The 12270-nt window shown below is 67.4% G+C and carries 10 protein-coding genes and 2 pseudogenes; 6 read left to right on the top strand and 6 right to left on the bottom strand.

Translation table 11 applies throughout. From position 1 onward, the window contains the following. Positions 1-621: 621 nt before the first annotated feature. The 4 genes from OG226_RS24415 to OG226_RS24400 form a co-directional block, all read right to left on the bottom strand. A complete protein-coding gene (locus OG226_RS24415; protein ID WP_329350020.1) occupies positions 622-2043 on the bottom strand; it encodes an ATP-binding protein in 1422 nt (473 codons plus the stop codon). Positions 2044-2106: 63 nt separating this feature from the next. Next, complete coding sequence (locus OG226_RS24410; protein ID WP_329350019.1) at positions 2107-4545, bottom strand: helicase C-terminal domain-containing protein; 2439 nt, start codon at positions 4543-4545, stop codon at positions 2107-2109. Between the two features lie 429 nt (positions 4546-4974). Continuing rightward, positions 4975-5484 carry an SMI1/KNR4 family protein gene (locus tag OG226_RS24405; RefSeq protein ID WP_329350018.1) on the bottom strand — a complete coding sequence of 170 codons (510 nt, stop codon included), beginning with the start codon at positions 5482-5484 and terminating at the stop codon, positions 4975-4977. Between the two features lie 223 nt (positions 5485-5707). After that, positions 5708-6427, bottom strand: a complete 720-nt coding sequence (locus tag OG226_RS24400; RefSeq protein WP_329350017.1) for a hypothetical protein — start codon at positions 6425-6427, stop codon at positions 5708-5710. A 264-nt stretch (positions 6428-6691) separates the two neighbouring features. Between OG226_RS24400 and OG226_RS24395 the strand changes: the two genes are divergently transcribed. Further along, entirely contained in the window at positions 6692-6925 is a 234-nt protein-coding gene (locus tag OG226_RS24395; protein ID WP_329350016.1) for a hypothetical protein, read from the top strand. An 83-nt stretch (positions 6926-7008) separates the two neighbouring features. Then, on the top strand, positions 7009-7326 hold the full coding sequence (locus OG226_RS24390) for a hypothetical protein (RefSeq protein WP_329350015.1): 318 nt from the start codon (positions 7009-7011) through the stop codon (positions 7324-7326). Between the two features lie 31 nt (positions 7327-7357). Here OG226_RS24390 and OG226_RS24385 read toward each other — a convergent pair whose 3' ends face one another. Further along, positions 7358-9034: a sensor histidine kinase gene (locus tag OG226_RS24385; RefSeq protein WP_329350014.1), complete on the bottom strand. Its 1677-nt coding sequence runs from the start codon at positions 9032-9034 to the stop codon at positions 7358-7360. A 201-nt stretch (positions 9035-9235) separates the two neighbouring features. Here OG226_RS24385 and OG226_RS24380 point away from each other — a divergent pair, with 201 nt between their 5' ends. The 4 genes and pseudogenes from OG226_RS24380 to OG226_RS24365 all read left to right on the top strand — a co-directional run bounded on the left by OG226_RS24380 (position 9236) and on the right by OG226_RS24365 (position 11520). Continuing rightward, positions 9236-9463: a hypothetical protein gene (locus OG226_RS24380; protein WP_329350013.1), complete on the top strand. Its 228-nt coding sequence runs from the start codon at positions 9236-9238 to the stop codon at positions 9461-9463. A gap of 464 nt (positions 9464-9927) precedes the next feature. Beyond that, positions 9928-10366 (top strand): annotated as a pseudogene (locus tag OG226_RS24375) (winged helix-turn-helix domain-containing protein); the annotation flags it as partial. Between the two features lie 172 nt (positions 10367-10538). Continuing rightward, the gene (locus OG226_RS51595) at positions 10539-10706 is read left to right on the top strand and encodes a hypothetical protein (RefSeq protein ID WP_443066908.1); all 168 of its coding nucleotides are present in this window, start codon (positions 10539-10541) and stop codon (positions 10704-10706) included. Between the two features lie 250 nt (positions 10707-10956). Then, on the top strand, positions 10957-11520 hold the full coding sequence (locus OG226_RS24365; RefSeq protein WP_329350012.1) for a hypothetical protein: 564 nt from the start codon (positions 10957-10959) through the stop codon (positions 11518-11520). A 6-nt stretch (positions 11521-11526) separates the two neighbouring features. Here OG226_RS24365 and OG226_RS51590 read toward each other — a convergent pair. Further along, positions 11527-12076 (bottom strand): annotated as a pseudogene (locus tag OG226_RS51590) (transposase); the annotation flags it as partial. Positions 12077-12270: the final 194 nt, after the last annotated feature.

Here is a 12270-nt window from a genome sequence, read left to right as displayed (position 1 = left end):
CAGGCCGGAGAGGCGCTTTGGGGCGCCGATGGAAGGCAGCTGCCAGGATCCGGGATCGCCTGTCCCCCGTCCGGGAGGGGACAGGCGGGGGAGGAACCATGGACAAGCGGACGGACCCTGTCGAGATCATCGCCCGCGTGGGTGGCGTGACGCCCTACTCGGATCATGAGCGGGCGTTCGGTACGTGGTCCGGCTCGGGCCACGAGTGCGGCGGCTGCTTTACGAGGTCGTCGACGGGTGCATGGCGAAGCGGGACGCCCTCGCGGTCGCGGCTTGGGCGGAGCCGGTCGTCACCAAGGAGAGCGCCCCCGGTTGGTACTCCGCGGAGGCCGACCCGGACGGAAACTGAGACGGCCAACACGGACAACGACGAAGGGCCCCACCACGAATGATGGGGCCCTTCGACATCGTGCCCGGTGAGGCACTGGCGGAGGATACGAGATTCGAACTCGTGAGGGGTTGCCCCCAACACGCTTTCCAAATGTTCGTCTGAGGGTTCTGGGGCGTACGGGAGTGTTCTGACCTGCGATGGAGTGGGGGTGGTCGGGGCTTCTGGACAGTGCCGTAGGCAGGTGAACGCAACCAGAACTGCAACCACGGCACCTCAGCCGCTGCTCATGCTCATATTCTGCGCCAGGCACTGAGCAGTTCGTCGGGCCCGTACGCCGCATGAAGCCCAGTGCAGCTGGTTCCGTTTCGGGAAACTGCCACGAGCGGCACAGGCTCGTCGGTGATCGCCGCCCGGTGCTTCTGCAGTGCGGATAGGTCGTGGCTGTCGAGCGGGGAGTTCTCCAGCCACTTGATCGAGCCGAGGAAGAGCAACTGCTTGGCCACCGGCTGCCGGTCGGCGCCCACCAAGTCGATTTCGACGTCGTTGCTGCGGGTCCAGTAACCGCCGATCGCCGGGGCGGCGGGCAGGAGCCCGTCCGGCAGGAGACGGGCGAGGGATTCCCGGACCAAGGGCTCGATCGCGCGGCCCCGCCAACTCGTCCACCGCTCCCTGATCCGGCTCAGTGTGAGATCTCCTCGCATCCGCTCGATCTCAGCCATGTGCGGATCCAGAAACGCGAGCCAGAACCGCAGGTAGGGGTCCGCCACTCGGTAGCGGCGTTCTTTCGACGGGCGCAGGGAGAGGGGCAGTTCGGCTGCCACCACCCGCTTCTCGGTCAGGACTTCGGTTGCCCGGGTAAGCGTGGTGTGGGCGATGCCGCCGGCGGCGCGCGCGATGTTGGTGAAGGTTCGTTCTCCGGCTCCGATGGCCCGTAGGACTTCCCTGCTCATCGCCTGCGGTGGGAACTCCGCGGCCAGTGAACGTTCGGCGGAGACCAGCAGCGCCGAGATCGGGTTGTCGAGCGAGTCGCGGAGGAACTCCCAGACGTCCGCTCCGGCCCGCCACTCCGCGCAGATCAGCGGAAGACCGCCCGTGATCAGGGCGGCGTCGAAGGCGACCGCCGGCGACAGGTCGAGCATCTCGCCGATGTCGGCCGGGTTCAGCGGCCCCACGACCATTTCCCGGCCCCGCTGATGGAAGGGGCGGTCGTAGCTGTTCAGCGCCTCCATCATCGACAGGTCGGATCCGACCAGGAGGAGGAGCACGGGCTTGCGGCTGAGCAGCCGGTCCCAGGCCCGTTGCAACATCCCCTCGAACGCGTCGATTCGGTCCATGAGATACGGAACCTCATCGATGACGACCACGCTCGGGCTGTCGTCGGGCAGGACTTCCGCAAGCAGTCTGAATGCCGCATTCCACTGTTCCGGGGCCTCCTCCGAGAACAGTCCCCGCTCCGGGAGGGTGGATCTGGCGACGGCGTCGAGCAGCTCCGTCAGCTCGTCGTCCGCCGTGCCGCCCGCCGCGGTGAAGAAGAGGTACGGCGTCTCGGTGCGCTGGAGGAATTCCTCGACGAGGCTGGACTTGCCGACCCGCCGCCGGCCGCGCATGAGGATGCACTGGCCCGGTTTCGCCGACCCGGCGGCATCATGAACCGCCTGCAAGGCGTTGCCGAGCACGTTCAGCTCACGGTCCCGCCCGATGAAGCGACGCATGGCAAGCCTTCCAAGGGTGATGGTATCGCTGGAGATACTATCCTTACCGATACCATCACCCTTTCATTCAGGCATGACGCTCATGACGCTGTGGATGCGCGAGAGGGTGAAAACGCGCTCGGCCTCCCGAAGGTGGCACCAGGCTTCCAGGTAGGGCGGGTCGAGTGCGAGGCGGCTGAGGGTGCGCACGGTCCGGCTGCCCGAGGTGGCGACGTACTCGACGGTGATGGCCTGACCGGCATCGATGGCATGCGCGAGCTGGCGGATGTCGCTGTACGGCAGGCGCTTCGCCCACCCCGCGACGATTTCTTCGGTGTCCGTGGCGAAGGGAACTCCTCCGTCGAACGGCGCGGGTTCGGGAGTCGTGGGCGGTGCGGTCAGAAGCCGGTTCGCCAAGGTGTTCGGGTCGACGGCGGCGGGTGCCTTAGCGCGCGGGGCAGCGACAGCGATGCGGCCGCTGTCCCGCGCGCTGCTGCCGCGTGGAGTGGGAACGAGAGCGGCGGCCCGCTGAGGCCGGGTTTTCTCCATGCGTACCGTGCCCTCGGCCGTCTCGGCGACAGGGGCGTAACCCTCGGCCCGGAGCGCGGCGAGGGTCGTGTCGATCGGGCTGCGGCTGACGAGTACCGTCGGCGCCAGCTGCCGCAGCCGGAGTGCGGCGAGCCCTCGGTGGGCGGCGAGCTCGGCCAGGAGCACCGGCTCGTCGCCGTGGATGACGCAGGCGGCAGGGGCGATGCGCACGCGTCCGTGGCCGCGCGCGGTGTCGGCGATCAGATACGACAGCGGCTGTGGCAGGGGCCCGCCGGCGACAGCGGCCAGGTCGGCTGCGATGTCCTCAGGGATGCGGCCGGCATCCAGAGCCCGGCGGATGCCCCTGGCGCTGAACCGCCACACCGATGCCGTGCCGCTGGTCTCTCGATCGGCGACGGAATCCAGGAGCGCGGTCAGTCGCGTGGACGGCGTGCCGGTGACGACTGCGGTGAGGTCGGCGCCGATCCGAGCCACTGCCGTGGCCGAGGGGATCAGCCGCCGGCACTCGATGCTCAGCCCCTCCGTATCGCCGGTCCGCAGGTGGATGCCGAGAGCGGACAGGGCGCCACGCGCGAGTACTCCGAGGAGTTCGGCCTCACGGATCACGCCGGCGAACGGCGTTCCGTCTTGGGGTGACGAGTCGGCGAGGGGGCGGCGCCAGGCGATCAGTGGTCCCAGATCCGAGGAGACTCGCGCGCCCTGCCCTGCCGGGAGCTGTGCCGCAGCGGCCAACAGCCCGAGGCGGGCCTGCACACAGCCGCCGCAGGGTGGTGCTCCGGCGACGGCGGGGAGCGCTCTGTTGTCCTCGTCCCGTGCCTGGGTGGGGGTGAGCGGCAGGTTCTGCCACGCCTGGACCAGCACTGCGAACTGTTCCGGGGGTTCCTGTTCCGCCCAGGCGTCGTATGCCTCGGTGGGGGCCACGAGGCCGCCGTCCGGACCCAGCAGCCCGGCGGCGTACGCGGTCTCCAGGGTGATGCGTACGACGGCGTCGTCGGCCTGGGCCGCCTTGCCGATCCGGGCCAGCTCCCGCGCACCGACCCCACCGGACTTCAACCGGGCTGGTGCGGTTGCCGAGCAGGCCGCCAGGACCGAGGCGGCATGGGTGACGAAGACCGTAGCCGCGGCCGATGCTTCGCGATCGGTCTCCGCCGGGGTGACGGATGCCAGCCGGGGGCACGGTGGGACAGGATCGAACGGGGCGTGCCAGCCGGGTCCGCGCAGCGCGAGTGCCACCTCGGCGGGCATACGCGCCGGGCCGTATCGGTGCCGGTCCTGGATGAGGAGCCCCCGGTCCAGTGCCCATCGTGCGCCCGGTTCGAGGTCGGGCCCAGGAAACCCGGACACGACGAACTGCGGCTGCTTCGCCGCGTTCCGCGCCAGGCGGTCGAGCAGTTCCCGGGCAGCCGCAGGGGCCTTCGCAACCACGGAGGCGACCTGCTCCGGGTCGCTGTGATGCTCCACCAGGGCGGCCAGTCGTTGCGGCTTGGTGCCCGGCGGCTTGACGCCCAGTGCCACCAGCATGCCGCGCAGTTCGTCGGAGGTCGTGCCCGCGAGCAGTTCCTCCAGCGGAGCATCCAGCCCTAGGGGGGTGTCCCATGCCTGCCGCAGCGATCCGGTCATACGGAGCTGCCCCGCGCCGTCCGGCCAGACCAGAGCCTGATCGGCCAGCACCTCCAGGACAGCGTCCAGTTCACGGGTGGTTGCGTCGTCGACAGCTCCCAGCAGTTCCACCAGAGCATCGCGCGATGCGGGCGACCCCAGTGCCGCCAGCGCCTCGGCCACCTGGAGGTGCGGCAGCGCGAGCCGCGGCAGGACCAGCGCTACCGATCCCGGGCGCTGAAGCCGATCCGCCAGTTCGCCCAACGAACGCGGCTCCGGAAGCGACACGGCGTCCTGCCGTGCCCCGAGCACACGTGCCAGACGAGAGCTGTCGAGGCTGCCGAGCCATGTCGCCAGCGTTGATCGGGACTTCATGCGACGTGCACCTCGTCAGACCAGGGAGCTTCGTAGCGGGGCCGGGTTCAAGGATGGCGTATCCCCGTGATCCGTCTCAATTGCGGGGCGAGAGGGCCGACAGGTCGGCGGAATGTCTGAAATCGAAGCTTATGAATGCAACCAGAAATGCAACCAGTGCACGACGAAGGGCCCCACCGCGAACGGTGGGGCCCTTCGACATCGTGCCCGGTGAGGCACTGGCGGAGGATACGAGATTCGAACTCGTGAGGGGTTGCCCCCAACACGCTTTCCAACTGTGGTGGTGGGGAGCGGGGTTGTATTCGGGGGCGTTCACCTGGGTTCATGGGCGGTCGGTCGCCGCTGCGGAGACGGCTTCGGGTCTCGCCTGAACGATCGTGAACGGTGCTGAATGAGACGGAAAGTGAGACGGCGTACTCGTCCCGGACGTCACCAGTGCGGGCAATCCCAGCTGGACAGTTCGCGGTGTGGGTAGGGCCCATCGGGCATGACGTCGTGCAGCCAGTCGGCGAGCCACTGGGCCAGTGACTGTTCGAGCGGGGCGAGGGCGTGCTGGAGACAGCAGAGGTTGGGATCCCAGTCCCACATCTGCCCGTCTGGGGTACGGAAGTCGATCAGCGTCCACATGGCGCAGCCGCGATTCATGAGAGGCACGATCCCTGGCGGGAGTGGGTGATCGGGGTCGGCGGCGAAGTCGTCGTAGGCCATGGCAGTGTCCGCGCGGTCGCCGAACCACTTGCCCGTGTCGGTGAGGGACAGCACTTTCGACGGGCCGAAGCCGCCGTTGGCGACTTCGAGGTACATCCGCTTCAACAGTTCGGGCATCGGGTGGCCCACGATTCGCTCGAACCTGGTGACGTCCTCGGCGGACGCGGGACCTGGCAGCCTCCGGCTGGCCACGCGTGCACGGGTAGCCAGGATGAGTTCGTCGTCGGTCACATCGTGATCCTCGGTGACGCTGTTCGGGTTGTCGAGATCGTCAACACAGCAGTGCGCGCTCCGAGATTGGGAGGCAGCGAGCATTTGTTGGAGTTCGGCCGCTGATCTGCGCGAACGGTCACGGTGAGGCCTTTCCGACCCAGGCCGCCTGCACCGCAGTTCCCCGCTGCTCCCGCTCGATCTGGTGCGGTTGTGGTGCGACCGCTGAGACTTGGCAACGCGGTCAGTGCTCGCGTCGGCCGCACTCAGCCGGGTAGAGGACCGAACCCGGGAGGGCGTCGTACTGTATGCGGCCGAGTTGGATGCACGCGGCGCCCGAGAGGTCGGCCGTCAGTGCGTCGATCCACACGGAGGCTTCAGGTCGTTCGGAAAGCGGGCTGTGGAACTCGGCCTCGCCCGGTGTTTCGAAGGGTGTGCCTTCGAGCGTGGCGAGGGCGGTCAGAGTGCCGTCAGGCTGGAGTTCTGTCTCCTCGATGGTCATCCGCCAGTGAAGCTCCGCTTCTGCCAGGAGTCGCTTGCCGTAATTCCCATGGACGAGAAGAGCGCTGCGACGGCCGCGGATGAGGCGTGCGATGGCGCAGCAGAGTGGGACGTCGGTGTCGTAGGGGGTGTCGACCCGGTTGTGGCCGGCGGTCGGGAAGTAGCCCAGTGCGTCTGCCAGGAGCCCGAGGGCTGCCTGCTTGATGCGCGGTCGCTGGCCGTGTTCGACGAGGTCCAGCAGGATCGGGGTGGCAGCGTAGGCCGCCGGAAACACCATGGCGGCGTGGCTGCAGACGAATCCCCCACCGGCAAGCAGAGACGCGGCGTCGCCCGTCTCGTTGGCCGTGGTGGACACCGCCAGCAGCCGTAGTGCGTGAGCAACCCGTTCCGGTTCGTCGCACTGGTCCCACGTCGGGTTGGGTATCGCCGACCAGTCCACGGAGTCAATGGCATCAAGGGACACCCCCGCATTCTGTCGGACTGAGCCCTGAGCTTGGGAAGCTCGGGTCCTTTGGCGGCGGTTCCTGTACTGACTTGCGGCGGAGCGGTGCTGGAGCCCTAGCCGCATCTTGGGCCAGTCTCCGCTGTTCCCCGTGGTTCCCCGCATGATCTGGCACGCGAATGGCACGGTCCCTCCGCCTCGAACGTCCCTTGGCGGAGCTGCGCCCCGGAGTGTCTGAGCCTCAGCCGACGACAGAAGGAGGCCGCCCACGTCCTGCGGATCGTCATGCAGGCCCGCGCCGAGTGCGTCGCGGTCATCCTCGTCACCCACAACGTGCGCCACGCCATGATGGTCGGCGACCACTTCGCCGTTTTCATCCGCGGCCAGAAGGCCGACGATTTCCGCAAGGGCGAGCGCACCCGCGAGCAGATCACCGACCTCATGGCCGGCGGCGAGGCGATGGCCCACCTCGAAGCGGAATTGGCCCAGCTCCAGGCGGAGGCCGAGACCGAGGTATGAGCGTGTGTGGGCGAGCGGGGCACGGTCGACAGCCGTGCCCCGCACTGGCGCGCCATCGTCCCGGTGCAGGAAAAGTGCCTGATATGACGAAGGACAAAAGGCCGTGGGACCGGCCGCAACCCAAGGAAGTCCCCGATGTTCCCCAGACCGAAGACGTCATCGGCGTCTTTCGGTACAAGGGAGCCGACATCCTCAACATGACCGACGCCCAGGTCCGTGCCTTCTGCCTGGAGAGGGTGAAGTACTTCCTCTACGAGGCGCAGGTCAAAGCCGCAGACATCATCGGCGGACCCGAACTGGACGTTGCTGCCCGGTACGCCACCATTGCCGACGCCTTCCGGCTGTCCCTTGGGCCGATCGTCGACGGGGAAGGCGAACCTGAAGCGGATCGGCGCGGATGAGACGGCACGGAGAGACCGGCGCAGCTGGTGCCTAGTTCGCTGGTCCCGGTGCGGGGGACTCAGGCGCAGGCGGTACTGCCACGACATCAACAGGCAGCATGACCAGCGCAGTGATTCCACCTGTACCGGACGGGCGCAACTGGATGCGGATCCCGTGACGCTGGGACAGTCGGCTGACCACGTAAAGTCCCATGCGCTGGGAAACCGAGAGGTCCACGACGGGTGGTGAGGCGAGCCGCTCGTTGATCGCCATGAGGTCCTCGGGAGAGAGGCCGATACCGGTGTCGTGGATCTCGATCAGGGCGCGGCCGTCGGGCAGCGCGTGACCTGTGGCCTTCACCGTGGTGTGCGGCGGGGAAAAGGAGGTCGCGTTCTCAAGGAGTTCTGCAAGCAGGTGCACGAGGTCGTTGACGACCCGGTCGGCCACTCCGGTGGCCGGTATGGAGACCAACTCGATGCGGTCGTACTGCTCCACTTCGGAGGCGGCGGCGCGGAGCACGTCGACCAACGTGACCGGGCTGGTCCAGCGGCGGCCGGGCTCTTCACCGGCGAGGAATAGAAGGTTCTCACCGTTACGACGCATGCGGGTCGCGAGGTGGTCGAGTTTGAAGAGCGAGGACAGCTGGCCCGGGTCGGCCTCGCGGGATTGCAACTCGACGATGAGCAAGAGCTGACGCTGGATCAGACTTTGGGAGCGGCGCGAGAGGTTGATGAACATCGCGTTGACGCTGTTCCGTAGCAGCGCCTGCTCGGCTGCCAGCCGTACGGCTTCCCGGAGAACTTCGTCAAACGTCCGGGCAAGTTGGTTGATCTCTCCATTGGAGAAGGTGCCCACGGACTTGACCGAGACATCCACGTGCTGTGGATCCGACCTGGACAGGGCATCGATCAGGATGTATAGCTCCCCGCGGACAACCTGCTGGGCGGCGTCCCGCAACTGACGCAGAGCCTCGGACCTCCTGACCGCAGGAGGCCAAATCTTGCTGCCCTTCGGTTGCTGGAACATCTCCTGGGCCCTGACCTCGGCCTCGGACAGCCGGTCGTTCGCCGCCCGGATGATCTCTTCGGCGCGTTTGCCGGCGTCCTGAAGGAGCTGCGCCGACTCGTTCCGTGTTCGCTGGCGCAACTCCTCGACCTCGCGTTCGACGCGGAACCACAGCTCATCGGTCTGCTGCTTCATGGTGACCGCGTCCTGGCGTGCCTGGCTGGACACGTGATCCGCCTGGGCAAGAGCCTCATTCCTGATGCGTTCCGCCTGCTCATGTGCCTGCGCCCTGACCGACTCGGCTTCGGCGAGAGCTTCTGCGACCAGTGTCTTGGTGGCACGCCGAACACGCCGTGCCGGAGCCTGGACTTCTCGCTGCCGGTACTTGACCTCTCGCCACCGCTCGCGCCATTCGCCGACACGTTCTGGGAAGGCCGCGTGACCCGGCGCCGTACTGCGCGTCTGAGAGCCGGAGTTGGTGACGACGCGGACGAATTCGACGAGGGCGTCCAGGGAAGGCAGACGTTTGCCGGACAGGGCCTCGTTGATGCCGGCCCTGCTTAGCTTCGGACGTTCCGATGCCTTGACGATCTCGCTGTAGGAGGGGGCTCCGAACTCGATGTGCAGACGGTTGAGGGCATCGGTGAACTCCGCCAGAGCTGCGTCGTACACGGCCGCGGCTGCGACGTCATCCTCGTCGAAATCCTGAGCCGCCTGTGTCACCAAGTCCCCCCGTAGCGTCGTATGAACCTACGTTAGGTACTCGCTGTGTCGAACGTCCACGGAAACTCCTGAACAAACCTGAACGGTGTCGTCGTTCGCCAACAGCGTGCAGTCGTACAGTCGTTGACTGTCGGCATACGGGTTGGTGCGAGCCCGTCCGGTCCGCTTCTCCCCGATCGTGCGTACCGGTCTTCTGTAGTCATGGACGACACCAACCGCACGGCGGACCCTGCCCCCAACGGCCCCACATCGGCACCCTCCGAGGCGCCCGAGGAGACATCACAGAAGCGCCGGCTGGTGGATCTGGCGGCCCTGGTTGCCCTGTTGGGCGTCACCGCGACCGTGTACCTTGCAGTCGGAGACGCGGGCTTCACGGTCATCACCAGCGCCGTCGTCGGGCTCTACGGCACCTGGCGGGCACGCCGGTGAAGCCGGATTCGCAGGGTCTCAACGCCCAACTCGGGTACGGCCTGCACGCAACCTCCCCCCAGGGACGGCCCAGCTTCGCCGCGCTCGCCCGACGGTCGGCACCTTCAGCGCGCCCAGTCTGAGCCTGAGCAGACGACAGTACGCCACGACGGCGGGTGCGCCGACCAACCACGCACGCATATGCCTCGCTGCACCCCCACCGGCCTCAGCCACGCTACTGGCTTGTGTCGTCGAGCAGAGTAAGCCGCGACGGCCAGCCCGTGACGGACGATGCATGGGCCCTCGGCTGGGCTGGTGCGGCGAGTGCAGGCGCTCGTCGAACGACGTGAGGTCCCTGTGGCGCACGCACCTTTTACAAGCCATCCCGCAAACACCGGGTGAGTCAATCGCTTGGTGGGTACTGAGCTTGAACTTGGGTTGTCGTAGCTGCTGACAGGGCTTGATCCTCGCGGTACGTCGTTGTCATGAGGTACGCGCAGGGTGGTGGACTGTCGGACGAACGCCGGCAGTTCCGCGAGGGCATTCGCATGATGGCCGCCGAACGGTTCACTGCCGGTGAGCCGAGCTCGGCGATCGCGAAGGAGTTACGGGTCAGCGTCCGGTCCATCCAGCGGTGGCGCAGGTTATGGGACAAGGCAGGTCCGCGGGCCCTGCGGTCAGCGGGAGCTGCTTCTGTGCCCCGGTTGGGCGAGGCCCAGTTCGCCCAGCTGGAGCGGGAGTTGGCGAAGGGGCCGGTCGCGCACGGCTGGCCGGACCAGCGGTGGACGCTGTCGCGGATCAAGACCGTGATCGGCCGTCGGTTCCACAAGAGCTACACCCCGCAGGGGGTGCGCAAGCTGTTGATGCGGCACGGCTTCTCCTGCCAGGTGCCGGCCAGACGGGCCGTCGAGCGTGACGCGGACGGGTTGCTCTTCGTCGGCGAGAAAGGAGCCCCTTCCGCCGCACCTCCTTCGGCCGAAAGTGGCGTCGGGCCCGTACGGTCGTCGGCCTCCCGGAGGGCTTCCGTTTCTACGACCTCCGCCATACCGGACACACACTCGCGACCCGCTCGGGCGCCACTCTCAAGGACACGATGGTGCGCGCCGGCCAGTCCTCCGAAAAGGCCGCGTTGACCTATCAGCACTCCGACGAGGAGCGGCAGCGCGACCTGGCCGCCGGACTCGACGACATGGTCCGCGTCGAACGTGCGAAGCATCACGTCGACGACCGCTCGCACCACAAGGAGAAGCCCACTGGCAGCTAGGGATCTTTGAGGGCTGGGGTTAGCGGTCGGAAGTCGAGTCCGGTCTTGGCTACGAGTCCCTCGCTGAAGCCTGGGCGATACTGCATGCCGAACCCCCCTGCACTGGCAGCGGGGGTTCGGCGTCATGCGTACGTGGTGGCGTGCGGTTGCTGGGCGGCCGCGGCCGACTGAATCGCACAGCGACGGCAACCTTGCCGCCCTGCGGATGGTCCATCGTGTGTATTTGGCATCGTCGACGTGCGAGGGACCTATGAAGCGGGTACTGCAGGTATTGCGGAAGGCGGAGATATTGCTGCTTACGGCGGTCCTGAAAGCCGATCGTTCTCTCGGCATGGGCGCGAGGTACGGGCCTCCGGCGCCCATCGCGGTGCGTGTCACCAGCCGCCCACTGCGCTCCGCGGCTGTCCTGTCCGTGCCGCTCGCGGCGCTGGGCGGCGCGACCTTCGGGGCGTTCACCGATGGGGGGCGTTTTTTGCAAGCGGTCTTGTTGGGCGCTGGGTTCACACTGTTCTTCGCACTGCTTCTGCGGTTGGAGCGCCTGACTCAATTGCACTACGAGCGTGTCGGCTACGGCGCCGCCGCCCGTCTGCCTGCGCACCGTCCGCGCACTGGTGGCCTCGGACGGGCCTTTGCGCACCTGTGTACGTCCTGGGGCGTGCTGGCGGTGGTCTTCTGGAGTATGGAAAGAGCGAAAGGCACTCCGGTCAGTTGGCTCTTCAGCGGGGTCTTCATGGGGCTGGTGCTACTGGGCACAACCGCGGTCGGCTACTTGGTGGAGCGGAAAAGGCAGCGGACGCGCCCGCCGAGCAGCTAGAGATCGTCAAGGGCTGGGTGACGGCGGTTGGAGGTCGAGTTCGGCCTCGGCGACGAGGCCCTCGATGAGGCCGGGTCGGTACTGCATCCGTTTGAGCCGGGTCTTCACCAGCATGGTGAGCTGGTCGAGGTTGTGTTTGGCGACATTGGCCGGTGACCTCTTCAGGTGCGACCACACGCCCTCGACCCGGTTGAACTCGGGAGCGTACGGCGGCAGCTGGTAGACGGTCAGCCGTAACCGGGCCGCGATCAGCTCCCGCGTGGTGCGGCTGACGTGCGTGTTCAAGTTGTCCCGCACCAGGACGACGGGGCCGCCGAGCTGTCTGGTGTACGGCATCCAGCAGGCGGCCGCAGTCGGTTTCGATGAAGCCCTTGCGTCGGCCCTTGGCGGGGCTGCGGTCGAGGTGGATGCGATAGATCAGCGGCAGTCGGCGGTCGGCTTTGGTGCAGATCAGCGCAGCCATCGAGACATGTTTGGTGCCTGGCAGTGACCCGTACCACCGGGGTTGGCCGCAGCGGCCCAAGGGACAGCCTTCCGGCGGCCTCGGGCCTGGGCCGCCTACCCGGAGCCGCCGGGCCACCTCCCCGTCACTGGCCCCTGCTTCGATCAAGCAGCGGCTGCGAGCCGGACCTGCTCGCGCCGAGCCGGCTCGTCGGCCCACCGCCATCGGGATACTTCATCCCTCCGGAATAGCGCGGCCCACACCAAACGCCACGAACTGGCGTAACGCGCACCGTTAGAGATCTGCAG

Source organism: Streptomyces sp. NBC_01261 (assembly GCF_036226385.1).
Classification (GTDB): domain Bacteria; phylum Actinomycetota; class Actinomycetes; order Streptomycetales; family Streptomycetaceae; genus Streptomyces.
The sequence above is the reverse complement of the archived record's forward strand: the minus strand, read 5'-3'. Positions and strand labels throughout refer to the sequence as shown.

Bases quoted from the DNA above. Each gene is read 5' to 3' on its own strand.
- OG226_RS24395 (WP_329350016.1), top strand. From the start codon at position 6,692: ATGCAGGCCCGCGCCGAGTGCGTCGCGGTCATCCTCGTCACCCACAAC.
- OG226_RS24380 (WP_329350013.1), top strand. From the start codon at position 9,236: ATGGACGACACCAACCGCACGGCGGACCCTGCCCCCAACGGCCCCACA.
- OG226_RS24365 (WP_329350012.1), top strand. From the start codon at position 10,957: ATGAAGCGGGTACTGCAGGTATTGCGGAAGGCGGAGATATTGCTGCTT.
- OG226_RS24390 (WP_329350015.1), top strand. From the start codon at position 7,009: ATGACGAAGGACAAAAGGCCGTGGGACCGGCCGCAACCCAAGGAAGTC.
- OG226_RS24410 (WP_329350019.1), bottom strand. From the start codon at position 4,545: ATGAAGTCCCGATCAACGCTGGCGACATGGCTCGGCAGCCTCGACAGC.
- OG226_RS24415 (WP_329350020.1), bottom strand. From the start codon at position 2,043: ATGCGTCGCTTCATCGGGCGGGACCGTGAGCTGAACGTGCTCGGCAAC.